Here is a 23,875-nt window from a genome sequence, read left to right as displayed (position 1 = left end):
GGGCTTTTTTTATGTCTTGAACTAACCTGTCAGCATGTCCGTGACGACTTGCCGCATAGACGCAGATCAAGCAAAGCGAGGGTTGTAGCCCGTTCCCCGGCTAATCACCTTGTCAGTGTGTGGATTTGTTTCTTACCATGGCGGCCAATTTTTAGTGCCACAGACATTACCTAAGTACAGGCCAGGTCCAACTGGTCAAGCAAGCTGATGGGAGAGGACTGAATGAGCAATGACGGCGTCAACGCAGGCCGGCGCCGCTTCCTCGTAGCCGCGACATCCGTAGTCGGGGCGGCGGGGGCAGTGGGGGCTGCGGTACCGTTCGTGGGGTCATGGTTTCCCAGTGCCAAGGCGAAAGCCGCGGGTGCACCGGTGAAGGTCAATATCGCCAAGGTCGAGGCCGGGCAGCAGATGGTGGCCGAGTGGCGCGGCCAGCCAGTGTTCATCGTGCGGCGAACGGACGAGATCCTCGGTAACCTGAAAAAGGTCGTAGGTGATCTGGCTGACCCCGAGTCCAAGGCCTCGGTGCAGCCCACCTACGTCGATCCGCAGGTTCGTTCGATCAAGCCGGAAATCCTCATCCTTGTTGGCCTGTGCACACACCTGGGCTGCTCGCCCACCTTCCGCCCGGAAGTCGCACCCGCTGACCTTGGCCCGAAATGGGTCGGTGGCTATTTCTGCCCATGCCACGGTTCCCACTACGACCTGGCCGGCCGTGTCTACAAGTCGCAGCCGGCGCCACTCAACCTGCCCGTGCCACCGCACTCTTACGAGTCGGACGAGATCGTCGTCATCGGCGTTGACCAGGAGAACGCATGATGAGCAAGTTCATGGACTGGATTGATGCTCGCTTCCCCGCGACCAAGATGTGGGAAGACCACCTGAGCAAGTATTACGCACCCAAGAACTTCAACTTCCTGTACTTCTTCGGCTCGCTGGCGTTGCTGGTGCTGGTCAACCAGATCGTCACCGGTGTGTGGCTGACCATGAGCTTCACACCCTCGGCAGAAGAGGCGTTCGCCTCGGTCGAGTACATCATGCGGGATGTGGAATACGGCTGGATCCTGCGCTACCTGCACTCCACAGGTGCATCGGCGTTCTTCATCGTCGTCTACCTGCACATGTTCCGCGGCCTGCTCTACGGTTCCTACCAGAAGCCGCGTGAACTGGTGTGGCTGTTCGGCATGCTGATCTACCTGGTGCTGATGGCCGAAGCTTTCATGGGCTACCTGCTGCCGTGGGGCCAGATGTCGTACTGGGGTGCCCAGGTGATCATCTCGCTGTTCGGTGCCATTCCGGTGATCGGTGGCGACCTCACCCAGTGGATCCGTGGTGACTACCTGATCTCGGGTATCACTCTGAACCGCTTCTTCGCCCTGCACGTGGTTGCCTTGCCGATCGTGATTCTCGGCCTGGTGGTCCTGCACATCCTCGCCCTTCACGAAGTGGGTTCGAACAACCCCGATGGCGTCGACATCAAGAAGAAAAAGGACGAAAACGGTATCCCGCTGGACGGTATCCCGTTCCACCCGTACTACACCGTCAAGGATATTGTCGGCGTGGTGGTGTTCCTGTTCGTGTTCTGCGCCGTGGTGTTCTTCTTCCCGGAAATGGGCGGTTATTTCCTGGAGAAACCTAACTTCGAGCAGGCGAACGCCTTCAAGACCCCCGAGCACATTGCGCCTGTGTGGTACTTCACGCCGTTCTACGCGATCCTGCGTGCGGTGCCTGACAAGCTGATGGGCGTCATTGCCATGGGTGCGGCCATTGCCGTGTTGTTCGTCTTGCCCTGGCTCGACCGCAGCCCGGTCCGCTCCATGCGCTACAAGGGCTGGATCAGCAAGCTCTTCCTGCTGGTGTTCTGCGTGGCCTTCGTCATCCTCGGCATACTGGGCGTGCTGGCGCCGACACCTGGGCGTACCTTGCTGTCGCAGGTGTGCACGGTGTTGTACTTCGCCTACTTCCTGCTGATGCCGTTCTACACAAGGCTCGAGAAGACCAAACCGGTTCCGGAAAGGGTGACTGGCTGATGAAAAAGTTGATTGCAGTATTTTTGCTGGCAGTGATGCCTGCCTTTTCCTTCGCGGCCGAAACGGGCCTGGAGCTGGACAAGGTCGACATCGACCTGAGCGACAAGGCCGCCATGCAGGACGGTGCGCGTACCTTTGCCAACTATTGCATGGGTTGCCACAGTGCGAAGTTCCAGCGTTACGAGCGGGTTGCCGATGACCTGGGCATTCCCCACGAGCTGATGCTCGAGAAGCTGGTGTTCACCGGTGCCAAGATCGGTGACCACATGCAGATCGGCATGAAGCCCAGTGACGCCAAGACCTGGTTCGGCGCCGCACCGCCCGACCTGACCCTGGTGGCCCGAGTGCGTGGTACCGACTGGTTGTACACCTACCTGCGCAGCTTCTATGAGGACCCGTCGCGGCCTTATGGGGTGAACAACAAGGTGTTCCCGAACGTCGGCATGCCTAACGTGCTGGTCGGCTTGCAGGGCAACCAGGTGGTTGGCTGCAAGCAGGTGCAGACCGTGACCGATGGCAAGAAGCAATTCGACCCACTGACTGGTAGCCCGCTGACCCATGAAGCCTGCGACCAGCTGACCATTACGCCGAATTCCGGTACCCTGACGACCGAGCAGTTCGACGAGAAGGTCAAGAACCTGGTGACCTTCCTGGCCTATTCGGCCAACCCGGTCAAACTGGAAAGCCAGCGCATCGGTACCTACGTGTTGCTGTACCTGGCTTTCTTCTTCGTATTCGCCTATTTGCTCAAGCGTGAATACTGGAAGGACGTGCACTGATCACGCAGTAGTTTCTGGTTGTTGAACGCGCCCGTGGTGGCCTGGCAGATCTGCCAGGTCCCCACGGGCGCGTTTTCATTTACAGTTTTACAAGCATCCCGTACGAGGAGGCGCTACATGGGCGCAACCAACAGGTTAGCCTGCTATTCCGACCCCGCTGATCACTATTCTCATCGGGTACGCCTCGTGCTGGCCGAGAAGGGCATCAGCGTGCAGGTCATCGATGTCGATCCCGGTCGACTGCCGCCCAAGCTGGTCGAGGTGAATCCTTACGGCAGCGTGCCGACCCTGGTCGATCGTGACCTGGCGCTGTATGAATCGACCGTGGTGATGGAGTACCTCGAGGAGCGTTATCCACATCCGCCGCTAATGCCGGTGTACCCGGTTGCGCGGGGGAACAGTCGCTTGCTGATGCACCGCATCCAGCGCGACTGGTGCTCCCTGGCCGATACCGTGCTCGATCCGCGCAGTAGCGAGGCTGCCCGAACCGAAGCGCGCAAGGCATTGCGTGAGAGCCTGACCGGGGTCTCGCCGTTGTTCGGCGAGTACGCCTGCTTCATGAGTGAGGAGCAAAGCCTGGTCGATTGTTGTCTACTGCCCATCCTCTGGCGTCTGCCGGTGTTGGGTATCGAGTTGCCGCGGCAAGCCAAGCCGCTGCTGGATTACATGGAGCGGCAGTTCGCCCGCGAGCCTTTCCAGGCGAGCCTGTCCTCTGTAGAACGTGAAATGCGCAAGCTTTAAGGAGCCGTTGATGAACTCCAGTCGCCCCTATCTGGTTCGAGCACTGTACGAGTGGATCGTCGACAACGATTGCACGCCCCATATGCTGGTCAATGCCGAATTCCCGAAGGTCCAGGTGCCGGACGGTTTCGCCAGTGATGGCCAGATCGTCTTGAACATCTCGCCAAGTGCCGTGCGCAGCCTGCACATGGACAACGACGCGGTCAGCTTCGAGGGCCGCTTCGGTGGCGTGGCTCACTCGCTGTACGTGCCGGTTGGCGCCATCCTGGGTATTTACGCCCGCGAGAATGGCCAGGGTATGGTCTTCGAGCTGGAGTCGTCCATGATGGATGGCGATGAGCAGGAAGATGATGATGTGCAGCCGGATGACGATGGCCCGCCAGAGGGTGGTGGCCAGCCGCCACGCCCGACTGGTCGGCCAAGTCTGAAAGTGGTCAAGTAATAAAAAAGGCGATCCAACCGGATCGCCTTTTTTTAATTACGCCAGCCCTGCTTACAGGTCGCTGATGGTACGTACCTGGTCCTTGTTGATGCGGGTACGCTTGCCGTCGAGTTGCTGGAACTCATAGAAGCCGGCGTCACGGTCGAACTTCGGTACGTCGACGGCCTGGATTTCACGGCCATCGTTGAGGGTGATCAGGCTTGGTGTAGAGCAGCCGGCCAGGGTGGCGAAAGTGCCGAACAGCAGGGCAGGCAGCAGAAGCTTTTTCATGCGGTGTTTCCTGGATTTCTGAAAAGACAAGGTGTTGTGCTTGCCTGTGCTGGCCTCTTCGCGGGCAAGCCCGCGAAGAGGCCAGCACAGGCTGATGAATCAGTCGATGTACTCGAACAGCTTGACGATCTTCTGCACACCCGACACGCCCTGTACCACGGCAGTGGCCGAGTTGGCCTCTTGCTGGGTCACCAGGCCGAGCAGGTAAACGATGCCATTCTCGGTAATCACCTTGATGCGCGAGCTGGGCACGGCATTGTCGGTCAGCATCTGGGTCTTGATCTTGGTGGTCAGCCAGGCGTCGTTGTTGCGCGCCAGGATGGAGGAGGGTTGCATCACCTGCAGCTCGTTGTGCACTTTCTTGACGCGCTGTACCTGGCTGGCAGTCTGCTCGGCGAGGCTCTTGAGGTCGGCGCGCGGTGTCTGGCCGGCCAGCAGGACGATGCCGTTGTAGCTGCTGACAACGATGTGCGAACCTTTGTCCAGGTCAGGGCTGGCCTTGGCGATGTTGACCGAAGCCTTGGTTTCGATCAGCGAGTCGTCGATCTTGCTGCCAATGGTGCGCGTTCCGCGATCGTCCTCGATCGGCGAATTGCGGGTAGAGGTCAGTACCGAGCTGCAACCAGTGACGCTCAGGCACAGGGTCAGGGCCATAAGGCCGAGGCGCATAGGGGTCATTCTTCACTCCCGAACAGTTGGCTGTCGATCAGATCACACAGGCAGTGGATCGCCAGCAGGTGGACTTCCTGGATACGCGCGGTAACCGTCGAAGGTACGCGGATTTCCACGTCTTCAGGCAGCAGCAGCGAAGCCATGCCGCCGCCATCGCGACCAGTCAATGCTACGACAATCATTTCGCGGTCATGTGCGGCCTGGATCGCCTGGATCACGTTGGCCGAGTTGCCGCTGGTGGAGATCGCCAGCAGAACGTCACCGGGCTGGCCCAGCGCGCGGATCTGCTTGGAAAAGACTTCGTTGTAGCTGTAGTCGTTGGCGATCGAGGTCAAGGTCGAGCTGTCGGTGGTCAGCGCGATGGCCGGCAGGCTCGGGCGTTCGCGCTCGAAGCGGTTGAGCAGCTCGGAGGAAAAGTGCTGGGCATCGCCGGCCGAGCCGCCGTTGCCACAGGCGAGCATCTTGCCCTCGTTGAGCAGCGCGTTGACCATGACCAGGCTGGCCTGCTCGATGTGCGGTGCCAGGATGTCCATTGCCTGTTGCTTGGTATCGATGCTGGCCTGGAATAGCCGGCGAATTCGGGATTGCATGTCCATCTGGTGACCTTAAGTGGGGCGGTGGCCTTTGCTACGCGCAACAACGACCAGCCCGCGAAACATAGAGCAAAAAAATCGGAATGGGTTCAGCATTCGAAGGCGTTTTTCAGCCATTGAAGCGGTCTGCCTGCATGGTGGCTGCCCTGTAGGGCGACTACGTCGAAGCGGCAGGGGTGGTTGCCCCAGTGGGGCTCCTTCTGCAGGAACAGGCTGGCGGCGAGCACCAACCGTTTCTGCTTGCGCCCGTCGATACTGCCGAGGGCGCCACCGAAGCCCGCGTGCAACCGGTAGCGGACTTCGACGAATACTACTGTATCGGCGTCGAGCATGACCAGATCAAGCTCACCGCCTTTGCATCGCCAGTTGCGCGCCAGCAGTTGCAGGCCCTGCCCTTGAAGATATTCAAGGGCCTGGCTTTCCGCTGCCTGCCCGGCGCTGGTGGGCGACGCTGCTGCCATCAGCGAGGAGTGTCAGGCAGGCGCTGGACCTGGCCACCGACGAACTCGGCCCAAGGTAGCTGGCGCTCGACACGCTGGTTGGCGTTCATGCTCAGGCTGCCCGAAAGGCCCAGTACGCGGTTGTCCGGTAGCGCTTTCAGCTGGCCCAGGCGCGGCGCCAGGCTGTAGGCGTCGACGCCCATGGCATACAGGCGGCCCAGGCTGCCTGCCGCTTGCGGCCATTGCTGCACGACCTGCTGGCGCAGGCTGTTGCTGGTATCGAGCAGCCACGGGGTTTCGCAGAAGCGGATACCGTTCATGTCGTTGTACTGGTTGACGTCACCACTGGCGCTATACAGGTTCGAAGTGGCGTAGACCGGTACGTCACCGGCGTACTGGAAGTTCAGGGTCGGCTTGATCTGCTGGGCCTGTTGCGGGGTCGAGGCGAGGAAGATGAAGTCGATGTCCTGGCGGCGCGACGGCTGCGCGGCGATGCTGCCACCTACCGTGCTCTGCAGGCTCTTGGCGCGGCCTTCGCTCTGGCGCAGCTGGAACAGGTCGGCAATCTGCTGGGCCAATGCGACCGGCTGGGCGATGCGTTCGGCGGCGAGCAGAGTGCCACCGTTGCCTTCCCAGTCCTGGCGGAAGGCGGCAAGCACACGATCGCCCCATTCGCCGCTCGGCACCAGGGCAACTGCGCGGACCATGCCATCGGCGCGGGCGCGACGGGCCACTTCACGGGCTTCGTCTTCGGCAGCGAGGCCGAACTGGAACAGCTGCGGTGGAGCCTTCTGGCCGGCGTCGGCGTAGTTCAGGGCCAGGGTGGTGATCGGCAGTTGTGGCTTGGCAGCCAGTTGCTTGACCAGCGGTTTTTCCAGCGGGCCGATGACCAGCTGTACGCCTGCGGCCTGGGCCTGGCGATAGAAGTCGTCGAGCGAGCCGATGCGCGAGCTGTCGAATACCTGCACGGCTGGCGCCTGCTGGCCGGCTTGCTGGGCCTGGAAGTGTGCAGCCATGAAACCGTCACGCAGGGCGCGGGCAACACCGGCAAGCGGGCCTTCCTGAGGCAGCAGCAGGGCAATCTTGGTCAGCGGTTGGCTGGCCAGCTCCTTGAGCTTGGTCAGAGCCAGCGGCAGTTGCTGGGCGGCCGGGTGGTCCGGGTGCTGTTTGACCCAGGCGTCGATCGCCGCTTGCTGCTGTTCCAGGGTGCCGGCGCTTTTTACCGCGAAGGCCAGGCTGGTCCAGCCGGCAAGGGTCTGGTCGTTGCCTGGCTGCTGCAGTTGCTCTGCCGGCAGCGAGGCGACCAGTGCCCAGATGGCGTCATTGTTGGCGTTGGCGGCCTGACCGCTGAGCAGCGGGCCCAGCAGCACGCGCTGTTGCGCGGCGGCGAGGGCCTGGCCATCGGCTTCGAGGGCGGCCGCGTGCACGCTGTAGGTGCGCGCTTGCTGTTCTTCCGGCAGTTCGGCGACGCGCTGCAGGCTGGGGTGGGCCAGGGCGGCGAGGGCAGCCTTGGGCTGGTTGCGGCTCATGGCCAGCTCGGCACCGAGGGTGCTGGCGAACACTTGCTGGGCCGGCTTGAGCGTGTCCAGCGGCACCTGCTCGAGGATGCGTGCGGCGCGTGGGAAGTCCTTCTGCCTGTAGGCCAGGTCGGCTGCGCTCAGGCGCAGCAGGGCGGCGTCTTCCGCGGACTTGCTGGAAGCAGCCTTTTCGAGCAGTTGCTCGATGCTGGCGTCCGGGGTGCGTGGCAGTTCGCCCAGGCTGGATGAGGGCGAGCTGGCGCAGGCTGCCAGCAAGGCAGCAAGGCAGAGGGCTGTGAACAGCCGCAGGCAAGCGATCATGTAAAGGTCCTGTTACTCGATCAAGGTGGCCGGCAATTGTACCCAAGCGCTGGCCGGGGCGCGATGTTGCCGTGTCGATCCTTCACTATAGGAGGCCTGCCATCGGTCGTCGGCGAAGTTCTTTGCGCCCTGTTGCAGGCGCTCGGGCTACAATGGCGCCTTTGATCCGAACGACAGGTGTGCGCAGTGACTGATGTGGCAGGGGCTTCGAAATCCACGGTGGGGACGCTGTATGTGGTCGCAACCCCTATCGGCAACCTCGACGACATGAGTGCCCGGGCGCTGAAGGTGCTGGCGGACGTGGCCCTGATCGCGGCGGAAGATACCCGTCATTCGATCCGTCTGCTGCAGCACTTCGGCATCGACACGCCGCTGGCGGCCTGCCATGAACACAATGAGCGTGACGAGGGCGGGCGTTTTCTCACCAAGCTGCTGGCGGGCGAGAATGTGGCGTTGGTTTCCGATGCCGGCACGCCGCTGATTTCCGATCCGGGGTACCACCTGGTGCGCCAGGCGCGTGCTGCGGGGGTAAATGTGGTCCCGGTGCCGGGCGCCTGCGCTCTGATCGCCGCGCTGTCGGCAGCCGGCCTGCCGTCGGACCGTTTCATCTTCGAAGGCTTCCTGCCGGCCAAGGCGGCGGGACGGCGGGCGCGCCTGGAGCAGGTAAAGGAAGAACCGCGCACGCTGATCTTCTACGAGGCCCCGCACCGTATCCTGGAATGCCTTGAAGACATGGAAGCGGTATTCGGTGGCGAGCGCCCGGCGCTGTTGGCGCGTGAACTGACCAAGACCTTCGAGACCCTCAAGGGCCTGCCCCTGGCCGAGCTTCGCGCCTTCGTTGCTGGTGACAGCAACCAGCAGCGCGGAGAGTGCGTGGTACTAGTTGGTGGCTGGAGTGCGCCGGAGGGCGAACAGGCGATCAGTGCCGAAGCGCAACGGGTGCTCGACCTGCTGCTGGCCGAGCTGCCACTCAAGCGGGCGGCGGCGCTGGCTGCGGAAATTACCGGGGTGCGCAAGAACCTGCTGTATCAACTTGCACTGGAAAAGCAGAAAGCCGAATAGTGGCATATTGATATAAATGCCGGTATTGCTTGTTCTTGGGCGCACGTGCCGTTAATCTTGGCGGCGGAGAGTCGATCGGACAGTCGCTGCCTGCTTTTGTTCCGCAAAAGCAGGGGGAGGAAAGTCCGGGCTCCATAGGGCAGAGTGCCAGGTAACGCCTGGGAGGCGCGAGCCTACGGAAAGTGCCACAGAAAATAACCGCCTAAGCACTTCGGTGCCGGTAAGGGTGAAAAGGTGCGGTAAGAGCGCACCGCACGGCTGGCAACAGTTCGTGGCTAGGTAAACCCCACTCGGAGCAAGACCAAATAGGGTTCCATCAGGCGTGGCCCGCGTCGGAACCGGGTAGGTTGCTAGAGGCGTCCAGTGATGGCCGTCGTAGAGGAATGACTGTCCTCGACAAAACCCGGCTTACAGATCGACTCTCCACCTTTCCCTCCCTGCTTTATTCGATAGCAGATGCCCTCTGGTAATACCGAAAAAATCTTACTCTTAATAAATCACTTTAACTTCGAACTCCATTCGCCTGCGTGGGTTTGATTTTTCTCGTGTTTTTTTCTGCTCGGTAGTCCTTCCGCATTCCTTTATTGCGCTAAATCTCGGTCCTGTAAGGCTTTTCCTTCCGAACGTGCCTTGACGGTGCTGCGGGCGGATTCCTATAGTGTGCGCAAGTGGCAGAAAGTGGGATGAAGTGGGTTTTCTGGCACAAAAAAGCTAACATTGTGGGGAATCGCAGCCGTGTTCCGCGGAGCCAACGCCGTCAGCCTCGATGCCAAGGGCCGTCTCGCCATGCCGAGCCGGTACCGTGACGAGCTCGATTCGCGTTGCAATGGTCAGCTGATCGTGACCATCGACGCCGTTGACCCCTGCTTGTGTGTTTATCCCCTCGATGAGTGGGAACAGATAGAAGCCAAGTTGCGTGCCTTGCCATCGTTGCGTGAGGAAAACCGCCGCCTTCAGCGTTTGCTGATCGGTAACGCGGTTGACCTGGAGCTCGATGGCAGTGGGCGTTTCCTGGTACCGCCCCGTCTGCGTGAGTACGCCAAGCTCGACAAGAAGGCGATGCTGGTAGGGCAACTGAACAAATTCCAGCTGTGGGATGAAGATGCCTGGAACGCGGTTTCGGCAGCAGACCTTGCAGCTATTCAACAACCGGGCGCCATGCCCGACGAATTGCGTGACCTGATCCTGTGACCATAGATAGCGGCTTCAACCACATTACCGTCCTGCTCGACGAAGCTGTCGAGGCATTGGCCCTGCGCGCCGACGGTTGCTATCTGGACGGCACCTTTGGCCGTGGCGGGCACAGCCGGCTGATTCTCAGCAAGCTCGGGCCGCAAGGGCGGCTGCTGGGTTTCGACAAAGATCCACAGGCGATTGCCACGGGGCAAGCGCTGGCGGCCGAAGACGGCCGCTTTGTCATTGTGCAGCGCAGCTTTGCCGAGCTGGGCGCGGAAGTGGCGGAGCGTGGCCTGGATGGCAAGGTCAGCGGCGTATTGCTGGACCTGGGCGTTTCCTCGCCGCAGCTGGATGACCCCGAGCGGGGCTTCAGCTTCCTCAATGATGGCCCGCTGGACATGCGCATGAACCCGGACCAGGGCATCAGCGCCGCCGAGTTCATCGCCACTGCACCTGAAGAAGAAATAGCCCGTGTGTTCAAGGAGTACGGCGAAGAGCGTTTCGCCAAGCGCATGGCTCGCGCCGTGGTGCAGCGCCGCGAACAGCAACCGTTCACCCGCACCGGCGACCTCGCCGAGGTGCTGAAGGTGGCCAACCCGGCCTGGGAGAAGGGCAAGAATCCGGCGACCCGCGCCTTCCAGGGCCTGCGTATTCACGTCAACAACGAACTGGGTGATCTCGAGGCAGGCCTGGAGGCCGCGATCGATGCGCTGGAAGTGGGCGGCCGCCTGGCAGTGATCAGCTTCCATTCGCTGGAAGACCGCATCGTCAAGCTGTTCATGCGCAAGCTGGCCAAGGGCGAGGCTGACAACCTGCCGCGCAACCTGCCGGTACAGCACAAGGTCTTCGAGCCGAAAATCAAGCTCATCGGCAAGGCTCAGTTCGCTTCCGACGCCGAGCTCAAGGCCAACCCGCGGGCGCGCAGCGCCGTTATGCGGGTGGCGGAGAAGCTGCGGTGAGCAGGCTGTTTGCCAAACCTTTGCCAGGCGGAAGCTTCCTGATGCTTCTGCTGTTCGTTGCCGTGCTGGTTTCGGCCATCGCCGTGTCCTACAGCGCGCACTGGAACCGTCAGTTGCTCAACACGCTGTACGGCGAATTGAACGAACGTGACAAGGCCCAGGCCGAATGGGGCCGGCTGATTCTCGAACAAAGCACCTGGACCGCCGCCAGTCGCATCGAGAACCTGGCTTCCGAGCAACTGAAGATGCGCGTACCTTCGGCTGACGAAGTACGGATGGTGGCGCCATGATGAAGCTCGAAGGCGCACTCTACCCCTGGCGCTTCCGCGTGGTGATCGGCTTGCTGGCGCTGATGGTCGGTGCCATCTGCTGGCGCATCATCGACCTGCAGGTAGTCGACCGTGATTTCCTCAAGGGGCAGGGCGATGCGCGCAGCCTGCGTCACATCCCTATCCCGGCTCACCGCGGCCTGATCACCGACCGTAACGGTGAACCGTTGGCGGTCAGTACCCCGGTCACCACCCTGTGGGCCAACCCCAAGGAAATGCAGGCCTCCAAGGACCGCTGGCCGCAGCTGGCAGCAGCACTGGGGCAGAACCCGCAACAGCTGACCGAGCGCCTGACCCAGCAGGCCAGCAAAGAGTTCATCTACCTTGTCCGCGGCCTGACCCCGGAGCAGGGCCAGCATGTGCTCGACCTGAAAGTGCCGGGCGTGTATGGCCTGGAAGAATTCCGCCGCTTCTACCCGGCCGGTGATGTCACCGCGCACATGGTTGGCTTCACCGACCTTGACGACCACGGTCGCGAAGGGGTGGAGCTGGCCTATGACGAATGGCTGGCTGGCGTACCCGGCAAGCGGCAGGTGATCAAGGACCGGCGCGGCCGGCTGATCAAGGACATCCAGGTAACCAAGAACGCCAAGGCCGGGAAGACCTTGGCGTTGTCGATAGACCTGCGCCTGCAGTACCTGGCCACCCGCGAGCTGCGCAACGCCATTGCCGAACAGGATGCCAAGGCCGGCAGCCTGGTGATCATGGACGTCAAGACCGGTGAGGTCCTGGCCATGGTCAACCAGCCGACCTACAACCCCAACAACCGCCGCAGCATGTTCCCGGCCGCCATGCGTAACCGCGCGATCATCGACGTGTTCGAGCCGGGCTCCACGGTCAAGCCGATCTCCATGAGTGCGGCACTGGAAAGTGGCCGCTGGAAGCCGACCGACAAGGTCGAGGTGTACCCGGGCAGCCTGCAAATTGGTCGCTACACCATCAAGGACGTGTCCAGGAGCGAAGGCCCGATCCTCGACCTGACCGGTATCCTGATCAACTCCAGTAACGTCGGCATGAGCAAGATCGCCTTCGACATCGGCGGCGAGGCCATCTACCGGGTCATGTCCCAGGTCGGCCTGGGTCAGTACACCGGCCTTGGCTTCCCCGGCGAGCGCGTCGGCAACCTGCCTAACCATCGCGAGTGGCGCAAGGCCGAAACTGCGACCCTGTCCTATGGCTATGGCGTGTCGGTGACCGCCCTGCAGCTGGTGCATGCATACGCGGCGCTGGCCAACGACGGCAAGATGGTGCCGCTGTCGATCCTCAAGGTCGACAAGGCCCCGGAAGCGGTGCAGGCCATTCCGAAGGAAACCGCCGAAACCATTCAGGGCATGCTGCAGCAGGTGATCGAAGCGCCGCGCGGGGTGTTCCGTGCCCAGGTTCCGTTCTACCACGTGGCCGGCAAGTCAGGTACCGCCCGTAAGGCCACCGTCGGTTCCAAGGGCTACACCGAAAACGCCTACCGCTCGCTGTTCGCCGGCTTCGGGCCGATGAGCGACCCGCGCTACGCCATCGTCGTGGTTATCGATGAGCCTGGCAAGGGCGGTTACTTCGGTGGCCTGGTTTCGGCACCGGTGTTCAGCAAGGTCATGTCCGGCACTCTGCGCCTGATGAACGTTCCGCCAGACAACCTGCCTCCACCGGCACCCGTAGAACAATCGCAAGTCAATGCTGCTGCAACCGCCAAGGGAGGGCGTGGATGATGACAATGCCATTGAGCAAGCTTTTCGCTCACGCCAGCCGTGACCCGTTGATCCGTGAACTGACGCTGGACAGCAGCAATGTGCGTCCGGGTGATCTGTTCCTGGCTGTTCCGGGCGCCAAGGTCGATGGCCGCGAGCATATCGCCGATGCCCTGGCGCGTGGCGCTGCCGCCGTAGCCTATGAAGAGCAGGGCACGAGCGTCCTGCCAATCACCGATGTGCCGCTCATCCCGGTCAAGGGCCTGATCGCCCAGCTTTCGGATATCGCAGGTCGCTTCTATGGCGAACCGAGCCGCCAGCTGAACCTGGTGGGCGTGACCGGTACCAACGGCAAGACCAGCGTCACCCAGTTGGTGGCCCAGGCGCTGGACTTGCTTGGCCAGCGTTGCGGCCTGATCGGCACCCTGGGTACCGGCTTCTATGGTGAGCTGCAGAGTGGCCGCCTGACCACGCCCGACCCGATCGCCGTACAGTCGACCCTCAACGACCTCAAGAAAGGTGGCGCCAAGGCCGTGGCCATGGAGGTTTCCTCCCACGCCCTGGAGCAGGGCCGGGTCGCCGCGCTGGAATTCGACATCGCGGTCATGACCAACCTGTCCCGCGACCACCTGGACTACCACGGCAGCATGGAGGCCTATGAGGCCGCCAAGGCCAAGCTGTTCACCTGGCCGAGCCTGCGTTGCCAGGTGGTCAACCTGGATGACGATTTCGGCCGTCGCCTGGCCGCCGATTTTGCCCGCCGCCCGAGTGTTGACCATATCGAGACCCGGTTGCTCAGCTACAGCCTGGAGAACCCGGAGGCCTCGCTGTTCTGCCGCGAAGCCGTGTTCAATGACGATGGCGTGCGCGCCACCCTGGTCACCGCCCAGGGCGAACGTACCCTGCGCAGCCAGTTGCTGGGCCGCTTCAACCTGAGCAACATGCTCGCCGCCGTGGCGACCCTGTTGGCGCTGGACTATGCGCTGGACGAAATCCTCGAGGTCACCCCGAAACTGCAGGGGCCTATCGGCCGTATGCAGCGCCTGGGTGGGGGCGACAAACCGCTGGTGGTGGTCGACTATGCGCACACCCCGGACGCCCTGGAGAAAGTGCTCGAAGCCCTGCGCCCGCATGCGCACGGCAAGCTGCTGTGCCTGTTCGGCTGCGGCGGCGACCGAGACCGCGGCAAGCGCCCGCTGATGGCCGAAGTGGCCGAGCGCCTGGCCGACCGCGTGCTGGTAACCGACGACAACCCGCGTACTGAGGACCCGCTGCGCATCTTTGACGACATCCGCCCGGGTTTCGCCAAGCCTGCCGAGGTCGAGTTCGTTGCCGGTCGTGGCGAAGCCATAGCGCACCTGATTGCCACCGCCGCTGCCGACGATGTGATCGTGCTGGCCGGCAAGGGGCACGAGGATTACCAGGAGATCAATGGCGAGCGTCATGATTTCTCCGATTTGACCGAGGCCGAAAAGGCACTTGCAGCCTGGGAGGCTCCACATGCTTAAGCCGATGTCACTCAGCCAGCTGACCACAGCACTGAGTGGTCAACAAATCGGTGCTGACGCCACCTTCACCGGCGTCAGCATCGACAGCCGCAGTGTTGGCGCCGGGCAACTGTTCGTCGCCCTGGCCGGCCCGCGCTTCGATGGCCACGACTACCTGGCCGATGTGAAGGCCAAGGGCGCTGTCGCGGCCCTGGTCGAGCGTGAAGTAGCCGATGTCGACTTGCCGCAGCTGCTGGTCGCCGATTGCCGCCTGGCCCTCGGCCAGCTTGGCGCGCTGAACCGTGCTGCCTTCGACAAGCCGGTGGTGGCCATCACCGGTTCCAGCGGCAAGACCACGGTCAAGGAGATGCTCGCCAGCATCCTGCGCACCCGTGGCCTGGTGCACGCCACCCGCGGCAACCTGAACAACGACCTCGGCGCGCCGCTGACCCTGCTGGAGATCGCCCCCGAGCACAGTGCCGCGGTGATCGAACTGGGCGCCTCGCGCATTGGCGAGATCCGCTACACCGTGGGCCTGACCCGGCCCCAGGTGGTCATCATCAACAACGCCGGCACCGCCCACGTTGGCGAGTTCGGCGGCCCGGAAAAGATCGTCGAAGCCAAGGGCGAGATTCTCGAAGGCCTGGGCGAGGGCGGTATCGCCATCCTCAACCTGGACGACAAGGCCTTTGATATATGGAAGGCACGTGCCGGCGCGCACAAGGTCTTCAGCTTTGCCCGCAACAATCCAATGGCCGACTTCCATGCCTCTGACATCGGCCGCGATGCCCGTGGTTGCCCGTCGTTCAAGCTCCATGGCGCTGGCGACACGGTAGACGTGCAACTCAATGTGCTCGGTGAGCACAACGTCAGCAATGCCCTGGCTGCCGCTGCGGCTGCCCATGCCGTTGGTCTGAGCCTGAGCGGCATCGCCGCAGGCCTGGCTGCCGTGCAACCGGTCAAGGGCCGTACCGTGGCGCAGATTGCGCCGAACGGCGTGCGGGTGATCGACGACAGTTACAACGCAAATCCCACCTCCATGTGCGCGGCCATTGATATACTCGCCGGCTTTTCCGGGCGCACCGTCTTGGTGCTTGGGGATATCGGCGAACTGGGGCAATGGGCGGAAGAAGGCCACCGTCAGGTGGGTGACTACGCGCGTGGCAAGGTCGACGCCCTGTACGCAGTGGGTTTCAACATGACACACGCGGTCAAGGCGTTCGGAGCCAATGGCCGCCATTTCGCTACTCAAGCTGAGCTGATCGACGCGGTTGGCGCCGAGAATGCCAGCGACACCACTATCTTGATCAAGGGCTCGCGCAGCGCTGCGATGGAAAACGTCGTGGCGGCATTGTGCGGTGCCAGCGGGGAGAAACATTAATGCTGCTGCTGTTGGCCGAGTATCTGCAACAGTTCCACAAAGGCTTCGCGGTCTTCCAGTACCTGTCCCTGCGCGGGATTCTGGGTGTGCTGACCGCGTTGTCCCTGGCGCTGTGGCTGGGGCCGTGGATGATCCGTACCCTGCAAATCCGCCAGATCGGCCAGGCCGTGCGTAACGACGGCCCGCAATCGCACCTGTCCAAGTCCGGCACCCCGACCATGGGTGGGGCGTTGATCCTGTCCGCCATCGCCGTCAGCACGCTGCTGTGGGCCGACCTGACCAACCGCTATGTGTGGGTGGTGCTGATCGTTACCCTGGCATTCGGTGCCATCGGCTGGGTCGATGACTACCGCAAGGTGATCGAAAAGAACTCGCGTGGCCTGCCGAGCCGCTGGAAGTACTTCTGGCAGTCGGTGTTCGGCCTGGCTGCAGCCATCTTCCTGTACAAGACCGCGCCGACCAGCGTCGAAACCACGCTGATCCTGCCGTTCATCAAGGATGTCACCATTCCGCTGGGCATCGGCTTCGTCGTGCTGACCTACTTCGTCATTGTCGGTTCGAGCAACGCGGTCAACCTCACTGACGGCCTCGACGGCCTGGCGATCATGCCGACGGTGATGGTCGGCGGCGCCCTGGGCATCTTCTGTTACCTGTCGGGCAACGTTAAGTTCGCCGAATACCTGCTGATCCCCTATGTGCCGGGCTCGGGCGAGCTGATCGTGTTCTGCGGCGCGCTGATCGGTGCCGGCCTGGGCTTCCTGTGGTTCAACACCTACCCGGCGCAGGTATTCATGGGTGACGTCGGCGCGCTGGCGCTGGGCGCCGCGCTGGGCACCATCGCCGTGATCGTCCGCCAGGAAATCGTGCTGTTCATCATGGGCGGCGTGTTCGTCATGGAAACCCTGTCGGTGGTGATCCAGGTTGCCTCCTTCAAGCTGACCGGCAAGCGCGTGTTCCGCATGGCGCCGATCCACCACCACTTTGAACTCAAGGGCTGGCCAGAGCCACGGGTGATCGTCCGCTTCTGGATCATCACCGTGATCCTGGTGCTGATCGGCCTTGCAACCCTGAAACTGAGGTAGATGAGCGTGTCCTTGATCGCTTCCGACCAATTCCGCATCGTTGTCGGCCTCGGCAAGAGCGGCATGTCCCTGGTTCGCTTCCTGGCGAGCCGGGGCATTGCCTTTGCGGTCGCCGACACCCGCGAGCAACCGCCGGAACTGGACACCCTGCGCCGTGATTACCCGCAGGTGGAAGTGCGCTGTGGTGAACTGGACGTGGACTTCCTGTGCCGCGCCAACGAGCTGTATGTCAGCCCCGGCCTGGCCCTGGCCACCCCGGCCCTGCAGCAGGCGGCCGCGCGTGGGGTGAAGTTGTCCGGTGACATCGAACTGTTCGCCCGCCACGCCAAGGCCCCGATCATTGCCATCAGCGGCTCCAACGCCAAGAGCACCGTCACCACCCTGGTGGGCGAAATGGCCGCCAAGGCAGGCAAGCGCGTGGCGGTGGGCGGCAACCTCGGTACCCCGGCGCTGGACCTGCTGGCCGATGACGTCGAGCTGTACGTGCTGGAACTGTCCAGCTTCCAGCTGGAAACCACCGACCAGCTCAACGCCGAAGTGGCCACCGTGCTGAACATCAGCGAAGACCACATGGACCGCTACAGCGGCCTGCCGGCCTACCACCTGGCCAAGCACCGGATCTTCCGTGGTGCCCGCCAGGTCGTGGTCAACCGCCAGGATGCCCTGTCCCGGCCGCTGCCGGTGGAAGGCCGCCCATGCTGGACCTTCGGTCTCAACCAACCGGATTTCAAGGCCTTCGGCCTGCGTGAAGTGGACGGCGAAAAATACCTGGCGTTCGAGTTCCAGGCGCTGATGCCGGCACGTGAGCTGAAGATTCGTGGCGCCCACAATCAGAGCAACGCCCTGGCGGCTCTGGCTCTGGGGCACGCTGCCGGCCTGCCGTTCGAACCAATGCTCGAGGCACTGCGCGAGTTCGGCGGCCTGGCCCACCGTTGCCAGTGGGTGCGCGAGCGCAACGGCGTGAACTGGTACGACGATTCCAAGGCCACCAACGTCGGTGCTGCCCTGGCCGCGATCGAAGGCCTGGGTTCCGACATCGAAGGCAAACTGGTGCTGATCGCCGGTGGCGACGGCAAGGGCGCCGACTTCGCCGCGTTGCGCGAGCCGGTCAAGCGCTTCTGCCGCGCCGTGGTGCTGCTTGGCCGTGATGCCGAGCGCCTGGCCGAAGCCCTGGGTGATGGCGTGCAACTGGTCCGCGTCAAGACCCTTGACGACGCCGTGCAGCAATGCGCCGAACTGGCCCAGGCGGGTGATGCCGTGCTGCTGTCGCCGGCGTGCGCCAGCCTCGACATGTTCAAGAACTTCGAAGAACGCGGGCGCCTGTTCGCCCAGGCAGCGGGAGGCCTTGCATGATCTTTGGCATCCTCAAGCCCTATCCGTCGCCGCTGATCAGCGGCCGTGGCATCGACCTGGACTTTGCGATGCTCGCCGGCTGCCTGGCTTTGCTGGGCCTGGGCCTGGTGATGATCACCTCGGCGTCCTCGGAAGTGGCTGCGGTGCAGTCTGGCAACCCGCTTTACCACATGTTCCGCCACTTGGTGTACGTGTTCCTTGGGCTGGTCGCCTGTGGCGCCACCATGATGGTGCCGATCGCCACCTGGCAGCGTATGGGCTTCCTGATGCTGCTGGGGGCCTTCGGCCTGCTGGTGCTGGTGCTGGTGCCGGGTATCGGCCGCGAAGTGAACGGTTCCATGCGCTGGATCGGCTTCAGCTTCTTCAACGTGCAGCCTTCGGAAATAGCCAAGGTGTTCGTGGTCATCTACCTGGCCGGCTACCTGGTGCGCCGGCAGACCGAGGTACGCGAAACCTGGATGGGCTTCTTCAAGCCATTCATCGTGCTGCTGCCCATGGCTGCCCTGCTGCTGATGGAGCCGGACTTCGGTGCCACCGTGGTGATGATGGGCGCGGCGGCGGCCATGCTGTTCCTCGGCGGGGTGGGGCTGTTCCGCTTCAGCCTGATGGTGGTATTGGCGGTGGTTGCGGTGTTCGTCCTGGTACAGGCGCAGCCTTACCGTATGGCTCGCCTGATTACCTTTACCGACCCGTGGTCCGACCAGTTCGGCTCGGGCTACCAGCTGACCCAGGCGCTGATTGCCTTCGGCCGTGGCGAGTGGTTCGGCGTTGGTCTGGGCAACAGCGTGCAGAAGCAGTTCTACCTGCCTGAAGCGCACACCGACTTCGTGTTCTCGGTACTGGCCGAAGAACTTGGCGTGGTCGGCTCGCTGCTGACTATCGCGCTATTCGTATTCGTGACTGTGCGTGCCTTGTATATCGGCCTGTGGGCTGAAAAAGCCAAACAGTTCTTTGCCGCTTATGTTGCGTTCGGCCTGGCCTTCCTGTGGATCGGCCAGTTCCTGATCAACATCGGTGTGAACGTCGGCCTGCTGCCGACCAAGGGCCTGACCCTGCCGTTCCTCAGCTACGGGGGCAGCTCGCTGGTGATCTGCTGTGCCTGCGTGGGTCTGTTGCTGCGTATCGAGTGGGAAAGCCGTACGCACCTGGGCAGTGAGGAGCACGAATTCAGCGAAAGCGATTTTGCCGAGGAGACCAATCATGGCCGCTGACGGCAGGAACGTACTGATCATGGCGGGCGGCACCGGGGGCCACGTGTTCCCGGCCCTGGCCTGCGCCCGTGAATTCCAGGCGCGCGGTTACAGCGTGCACTGGCTGGGCACCCCGCGTGGCATCGAGAACGAACTGGTGCCCCAGGCCGGCCTGCCGTTGCATCTGATCCAGGTCAGCGGCCTTCGCGGCAAGGGCAAGCTGTCGTTGCTCAAGGCGCCGTTCACCCTGGTCAAGGCCGTGCTGCAGGCGCGGCGTATCGTGCAAGAGCTCAAGCCGGTATGCGTGGTCGGCTTCGGTGGCTATGTGACCGGCCCAGGCGGCGTGGCCGCACGCCTGTGCGGCGTACCGCTGGTGATCCACGAGCAGAACGCTCGCGCCGGTACTACCAACCGCCTGCTGCTGCCGCTGGCTGCGCGTGTTTGCGAAGCCTTCCCGGCCACCTTCGCCGCCAGCGACAAACTGCGCACCACCGGCAACCCGGTGCGCCCGGAGCTGTTCATGGACGCCCTGCGCGCGCCGCTGGCCGAGCGCCGTGCGCGCCTGCTGGTGATGGGCGGCAGCCTGGGGGCGGAACCATTGAACAAATTGTTGCCTAAGGCCCTGTCCGAAGTGCCCCCCGCGCTGCGGCCAGAGGTATTCCACCAGGCCGGCAAGCAACACGCGCCAGCCACCGCCGAGCGTTATCGCGAGGCGGGCGTCGAGGCTCAGGTAGAGCCCTTCATCAAGGACATGGCCCAAGCCTATGGCTGGGCCGACATTGTGGTGTGCCGGGCCGGCGCCTTGACCGTCAGTGAGCTGGCGGCAGCGGGCCTGCCTTCGATGCTGGTGCCATTGCCCCATGCGATCGACGACCACCAGACCCACAACGCCCAATATCTGGCCCGGGAAGGCGCTGCCTTCCTGATGCCACAAGCGACAACTGGCGCAGCGCAGCTCGCTGAACGCCTGAACGAGGTGCTGATGCAACCCGAGAAACTCAACGTCATGGCAGGCACCGCACGGCGCCTGGCCAAACCTGCCGCAACCAGCACCGTGGTCGATATCTGCCTGGAGGTGGCCCATGGTTGAAAGCCAGAAAGCCATGCCCCAGCCAAAGATGGGCCGTATCCGCCGTATCCACTTCGTCGGTATCGGCGGCGTGGGCATGTGCGGCATTGCCGAAGTGTTGCTGAACCTGGGCTATGAAGTGTCCGGTTCCGACCTGAAGGCTTCGCCGGTCACCGAGCGTCTGGAGTCGTTCGGTGCCGAGATTTTCGTCGGCCACCGCGCCGAGAACGCCGCCACTGCCGATGTGCTGGTGGTTTCCAGCGCTATCAACCCAGCCAACCCGGAAGTCGCCACCGCCCTCGAGCGGCGCATTCCGGTGGTGCCGCGTGCCGAGATGCTCGCCGAGCTGATGCGCTATCGGCATGGCGTGGCCGTTGCCGGCACTCATGGCAAGACCACCACCACCAGCCTGCTGGCCTCGGTGTTCGCCGCCGGTGGCCTGGACCCGACCTTCGTCATCGGTGGCCGCCTGACCGCTGCCGGCACCAATGCCCAGCTGGGTACCAGCCGCTACCTGATTGCCGAAGCAGACGAGAGCGATGCCAGCTTCCTGCACCTGCAGCCGATGGTGGCCGTGGTCACCAACATCGACGCCGACCACATGGCGACCTACGAAGGTGACTTCAACAAGTTGAAGAAAACCTTTGTCGAATTCCTGCACAACCTGCCGTTCTACGGCCTGGCCGTTATGTGCCTGGACGACCCGGTGGTGCGCGAGATCCTGCCACAGGTCAAGCGCCCGACCGTGACCTATGGCTTCAGCGACGAGGCTGACGTCCGCGCCATCAACGTTCGCCAGATGGGCATGCAGACCCACTTCACCGTGCTGCGTCGTGATCGCGAGCCGCTGGAGGTGTCGGTGAACATGCCCGGTAACCACAACGTGCTCAACGCCTTGGCCACCATCGCCATCGCCACCGACGAAGGCATCACTGACGAAGCCATCGTCCAGGGCCTGTCCGGGTTCCAGGGCGTCGGCCGCCGCTTCCAGGTGTACGGCGAACTGCCGGTCGAAGGCGGCAGCGTGATGCTGGTCGACGACTACGGCCACCACCCGACCGAAGTGGCTGCGGTGATCCAGGCCGTGCGCGGCGGTTGGCCAAGCCGCCGCCTGGTGATCGTCTACCAGCCGCACCGCTACAGCCGTACCCGCGACCTGTACGACGATTTCGTCCAGGTGCTGGGCGATGCCAACGTGCTGCTGCTGATGGAAGTCTACCCGGCTGGCGAAGAGCCGATCCCCGGCGCCGACAGCCGCCAGCTGTGCCACAGCATCCGCCAGCGCGGCAAGCTGGACCCGATCTACATCGAACGTGGTGTCGACCTTGCGCCACTGGTCAAGCCACTGCTGCGCGCTGGCGACATCCTGATCTGCCAAGGTGCCGGTGATGTCGGCGGCCTGGCCCCTCAATTGATGAAAAGCCCGCTGTTCGCTGGCGCCAAGCAGGAGAAGTCGAAATGACCAGCGCCTACGACAAACTGCACTCGACCCTGGACGTCAAGGCGTTCGGCCGCGTCGCGGTGCTGTACGGCGGCAAGAGCGCCGAGCGCGAAGTGTCGCTCAAGTCCGGCGCCGCAGTGATCGACGCGCTGACCACCGCCGGTGTCGACGTGGTCGCCATCGACGTGGGTGACGACCTGCTGGACCGCCTGCAAAGCGAGAAGATCGACCGCGCCTTCATCATCCTCCACGGCCGTGGCGGTGAAGACGGCAGCATGCAAGGCCTGCTCGAGTGCCTGGGCATTCCCTATACCGGCAGTGGCATCCTTGCCTCGGCACTGGCCATGGACAAGCTGCGCACCAAGCAGGTGTGGCAGAGCCTGGGCATTCCGACCCCGCGCCACGCGGTGCTGGCGAGCGAAAGCGATTGTTTGCAGGCCAGTACGGAACTGGGCTTCCCGCTTATCGTCAAACCCGCCCATGAAGGTTCCAGCATCGGCATGGCCAAGGTGAACAGCGCCCAGGAACTGGTCGCCGCCTGGCAGGATGCCGCCCGTTACGATTCCCAGGTACTGGTGGAGCAGTGGATCCACGGGCCGGAGTTCACCGTCGCGGTATTGCGCGGCCAGGTGCTGCCGCCGATCGCCCTGGGTACACCGCACGTGTTCTACGACTACGACGCCAAGTACATCGCCAACGATACCCAGTATCGCATTCCCTGCGGCCTGGACAGCGTCAAGGAACAGGAACTGATCGACCTGACCGCGCGTGCCTGCGATGCCATCGGCATCGAAGGCTGGGGGCGGCTGGACGTGATGCAGGACGAGCAGGGCCGGTTCTGGCTGCTCGAAGTCAACACCGCACCCGGCATGACCGACCATAGCCTGGTGCCCATGGCGGCCCGCGCGGCCGGCCTGGACTTCCAGCAACTGGTGCTGGCGATCCTGGCCGAGAGCGTGGCGACGCGAGGTTAAAACCATGCAAGGCGCGATGATACGTCAGCAGCAACCCGTTACCGGCCGTAGCAAGCCGGTGCCGCGTGGTGCCAGCAGGCTGGTGGCCGACGAGCCCGTATCGGCGCGCCTGCCGCGGCCAAGCCTGGGGGGCCTCAAGCGCCTGTTGTGGCCGGTGCTGTTGGTGGCGGCCGGGTTTGGCGCCTACGAGGGCGCCATTCGCCTGATGCCATATGCCGACCGGCCGATCACCAAGATCGACGTGCAGGGCGACCTCAGCTACATCAGCCAGCAGTCGGTGCAGCAGCGTATCGCGCCCTACGTGGCAGCGAGCTTCTTCAGCGTCGACCTGCCGGCGATGCGCGCAGAACTCGAGCAGATGCCGTGGATCGCCCATGCAGAAGTGCGCCGGGTGTGGCCAGACGAGGTGGTGATCCGCCTGGAAGAACAGTTGCCGGTGGCGCGCTGGGGTGACGAAGCCTTGCTCAACAACCAGGGCCAGGCTTTCACCCCGCGCGAACTGGCCAACTACGAGCACCTGCCGCAGCTGGCCGGGCCGCAGCGTGCTCAGCAACAAGTCATGCAGCAGTATCAGGTATTGAGCCAGATGCTGCGCCCCCTGGGCTTTTCCATCGCTCGCCTGGAGCTGCGCGAGCGAGGCAGCTGGTTCCTGACCACGGGCGCGAGCAGCGCCGGGCCGGGCATCGAGCTGCTGTTGGGGCGCGACCATCTGGTGGAGAAGATGCGCCGTTTCATTGCCATTTACGACAAGACACTCAAAGACCAGATCACCACTATCGCCCGCATTGATCTGCGTTACTCCAACGGACTTGCCGTTGGTTGGCGGGAACCGATTGCACCGACGACGGCCCAACCCGCCGTTGCGAAGAATTAGAGAGAGGCAGGACC

At 63.2% G+C, this 23,875-nt stretch carries 24 protein-coding genes and 1 other RNA gene; 20 read left to right on the top strand and 5 right to left on the bottom strand.

Features of this window, described 5'->3' with window-relative positions:
* Positions 1-222 precede the first annotated feature (222 nt).
* From petA to WM94_RS25940, 5 genes are all read left to right on the top strand, one after another.
* On the top strand, positions 223-816 hold the full coding sequence (petA, locus tag WM94_RS25960; protein WP_015271723.1) for a ubiquinol-cytochrome c reductase iron-sulfur subunit: 594 nt from the start codon (positions 223-225) through the stop codon (positions 814-816).
* Entirely contained in the window at positions 816-2,027 is a 1,212-nt protein-coding gene (locus tag WM94_RS25955; RefSeq protein ID WP_061552447.1) for a cytochrome bc complex cytochrome b subunit, read from the top strand. The genes petA and WM94_RS25955 overlap by 1 nt, the downstream gene beginning before the upstream one ends.
* Positions 2,027-2,806, top strand: coding sequence for a cytochrome c1 (locus tag WM94_RS25950; protein ID WP_013974125.1), 780 nt, complete (start codon positions 2,027-2,029; stop codon positions 2,804-2,806). The genes WM94_RS25955 and WM94_RS25950 overlap by 1 nt, the downstream gene beginning before the upstream one ends.
* A 117-nt stretch (positions 2,807-2,923) precedes the next feature.
* Positions 2,924-3,547: a glutathione S-transferase N-terminal domain-containing protein gene (locus tag WM94_RS25945; protein WP_015271722.1), complete on the top strand. Its 624-nt coding sequence runs from the start codon at positions 2,924-2,926 to the stop codon at positions 3,545-3,547.
* A 10-nt stretch (positions 3,548-3,557) separates the two neighbouring features.
* Positions 3,558-3,989: a ClpXP protease specificity-enhancing factor gene (locus WM94_RS25940; protein WP_061552446.1), complete on the top strand. Its 432-nt coding sequence runs from the start codon at positions 3,558-3,560 to the stop codon at positions 3,987-3,989.
* Between the two features lie 51 nt (positions 3,990-4,040).
* On the opposite strand, the gene WM94_RS25935 is transcribed toward WM94_RS25940, so the two are convergent.
* The 5 genes from WM94_RS25935 to WM94_RS25915 all read right to left on the bottom strand — a co-directional run bounded on the left by WM94_RS25935 (position 4,041) and on the right by WM94_RS25915 (position 7,802).
* Positions 4,041-4,259: a YgdI/YgdR family lipoprotein gene (locus WM94_RS25935; RefSeq protein ID WP_003260792.1), complete on the bottom strand. Its 219-nt coding sequence runs from the start codon at positions 4,257-4,259 to the stop codon at positions 4,041-4,043.
* Positions 4,260-4,358: 99 nt separating this feature from the next.
* Complete coding sequence (locus WM94_RS25930) at positions 4,359-4,937, bottom strand: BON domain-containing protein (RefSeq protein ID WP_015271720.1); 579 nt, start codon at positions 4,935-4,937, stop codon at positions 4,359-4,361.
* Complete coding sequence (locus WM94_RS25925; RefSeq protein ID WP_012274070.1) at positions 4,934-5,527, bottom strand: phosphoheptose isomerase; 594 nt, start codon at positions 5,525-5,527, stop codon at positions 4,934-4,936. The genes WM94_RS25930 and WM94_RS25925 overlap by 4 nt, the downstream gene beginning before the upstream one ends.
* A gap of 86 nt (positions 5,528-5,613) precedes the next feature.
* Positions 5,614-5,985, bottom strand: a complete 372-nt coding sequence (locus tag WM94_RS25920; RefSeq protein WP_039613002.1) for a YraN family protein — start codon at positions 5,983-5,985, stop codon at positions 5,614-5,616.
* Complete coding sequence (locus WM94_RS25915; RefSeq protein WP_061552445.1) at positions 5,985-7,802, bottom strand: penicillin-binding protein activator; 1,818 nt, start codon at positions 7,800-7,802, stop codon at positions 5,985-5,987. The genes WM94_RS25920 and WM94_RS25915 overlap by 1 nt, the downstream gene beginning before the upstream one ends.
* Before the next feature lie 186 nt (positions 7,803-7,988).
* Here WM94_RS25915 and rsmI point away from each other — a divergent pair, with 186 nt between their 5' ends.
* The 15 genes from rsmI to WM94_RS25840 all read left to right on the top strand — a co-directional run bounded on the left by rsmI (position 7,989) and on the right by WM94_RS25840 (position 23,861).
* Positions 7,989-8,864 (top strand): 16S rRNA (cytidine(1402)-2'-O)-methyltransferase, encoded by an 876-nt coding sequence (gene rsmI / locus WM94_RS25910; protein ID WP_043935900.1) that lies wholly within the window; start codon positions 7,989-7,991, stop codon positions 8,862-8,864.
* Positions 8,865-8,931: 67 nt separating this feature from the next.
* Positions 8,932-9,291, top strand: an RNA gene (gene rnpB, locus WM94_RS25905) — RNase P RNA component class A.
* A gap of 308 nt (positions 9,292-9,599) precedes the next feature.
* The gene (mraZ, locus tag WM94_RS25900; protein ID WP_004575120.1) at positions 9,600-10,055 is read left to right on the top strand and encodes a division/cell wall cluster transcriptional repressor MraZ; all 456 of its coding nucleotides are present in this window, start codon (positions 9,600-9,602) and stop codon (positions 10,053-10,055) included.
* Positions 10,052-10,999, top strand: coding sequence for a 16S rRNA (cytosine(1402)-N(4))-methyltransferase RsmH (gene rsmH, locus WM94_RS25895; protein WP_013974118.1), 948 nt, complete (start codon positions 10,052-10,054; stop codon positions 10,997-10,999). Before mraZ ends, rsmH begins: the two co-directional genes overlap by 4 nt.
* The gene (gene ftsL / locus WM94_RS25890) at positions 10,996-11,289 is read left to right on the top strand and encodes a cell division protein FtsL (protein ID WP_003260787.1); all 294 of its coding nucleotides are present in this window, start codon (positions 10,996-10,998) and stop codon (positions 11,287-11,289) included. The genes rsmH and ftsL overlap by 4 nt, the downstream gene beginning before the upstream one ends.
* The gene (locus WM94_RS25885) at positions 11,289-13,031 is read left to right on the top strand and encodes a penicillin-binding protein 2 (protein ID WP_161551483.1); all 1,743 of its coding nucleotides are present in this window, start codon (positions 11,289-11,291) and stop codon (positions 13,029-13,031) included. The genes ftsL and WM94_RS25885 overlap by 1 nt, the downstream gene beginning before the upstream one ends.
* The gene (locus tag WM94_RS25880) at positions 13,028-14,518 is read left to right on the top strand and encodes a UDP-N-acetylmuramoyl-L-alanyl-D-glutamate--2,6-diaminopimelate ligase (RefSeq protein ID WP_371264049.1); all 1,491 of its coding nucleotides are present in this window, start codon (positions 13,028-13,030) and stop codon (positions 14,516-14,518) included. The genes WM94_RS25885 and WM94_RS25880 overlap by 4 nt, the downstream gene beginning before the upstream one ends.
* Positions 14,511-15,878 (top strand): UDP-N-acetylmuramoyl-tripeptide--D-alanyl-D-alanine ligase, encoded by a 1,368-nt coding sequence (gene murF / locus WM94_RS25875; RefSeq protein WP_061552444.1) that lies wholly within the window; start codon positions 14,511-14,513, stop codon positions 15,876-15,878. Before WM94_RS25880 ends, murF begins: the two co-directional genes overlap by 8 nt.
* On the top strand, positions 15,878-16,960 hold the full coding sequence (mraY, locus tag WM94_RS25870; RefSeq protein WP_023661969.1) for a phospho-N-acetylmuramoyl-pentapeptide-transferase: 1,083 nt from the start codon (positions 15,878-15,880) through the stop codon (positions 16,958-16,960). The genes murF and mraY overlap by 1 nt, the downstream gene beginning before the upstream one ends.
* Positions 16,961-16,966: 6 nt before the next feature.
* Complete coding sequence (gene murD, locus WM94_RS25865) at positions 16,967-18,313, top strand: UDP-N-acetylmuramoyl-L-alanine--D-glutamate ligase (protein WP_061552506.1); 1,347 nt, start codon at positions 16,967-16,969, stop codon at positions 18,311-18,313.
* The gene (gene ftsW, locus WM94_RS25860; RefSeq protein ID WP_061552443.1) at positions 18,310-19,524 is read left to right on the top strand and encodes a putative lipid II flippase FtsW; all 1,215 of its coding nucleotides are present in this window, start codon (positions 18,310-18,312) and stop codon (positions 19,522-19,524) included. Before murD ends, ftsW begins: the two co-directional genes overlap by 4 nt.
* The gene (gene murG, locus WM94_RS25855; RefSeq protein WP_061552442.1) at positions 19,514-20,593 is read left to right on the top strand and encodes an undecaprenyldiphospho-muramoylpentapeptide beta-N-acetylglucosaminyltransferase; all 1,080 of its coding nucleotides are present in this window, start codon (positions 19,514-19,516) and stop codon (positions 20,591-20,593) included. Before ftsW ends, murG begins: the two co-directional genes overlap by 11 nt.
* Positions 20,586-22,034 carry a UDP-N-acetylmuramate--L-alanine ligase gene (gene murC / locus WM94_RS25850; RefSeq protein ID WP_003260781.1) on the top strand — a complete coding sequence of 483 codons (1,449 nt, stop codon included), beginning with the start codon at positions 20,586-20,588 and terminating at the stop codon, positions 22,032-22,034. The genes murG and murC overlap by 8 nt, the downstream gene beginning before the upstream one ends.
* A complete protein-coding gene (locus tag WM94_RS25845; RefSeq protein ID WP_015271707.1) occupies positions 22,031-22,987 on the top strand; it encodes a D-alanine--D-alanine ligase in 957 nt (318 codons plus the stop codon). The genes murC and WM94_RS25845 overlap by 4 nt, the downstream gene beginning before the upstream one ends.
* A gap of 4 nt (positions 22,988-22,991) precedes the next feature.
* Entirely contained in the window at positions 22,992-23,861 is an 870-nt protein-coding gene (locus WM94_RS25840) for a cell division protein FtsQ/DivIB (protein WP_012274056.1), read from the top strand.
* Positions 23,862-23,875: the final 14 nt, after the last annotated feature.

The organism is Pseudomonas sp. ABFPK, from assembly GCF_001586765.1.
Taxonomy (GTDB): domain Bacteria; phylum Pseudomonadota; class Gammaproteobacteria; order Pseudomonadales; family Pseudomonadaceae; genus Aquipseudomonas; species Aquipseudomonas asiatica.
The sequence above is the reverse complement of the archived record's forward strand: the minus strand, read 5'-3'. Positions and strand labels throughout refer to the sequence as shown.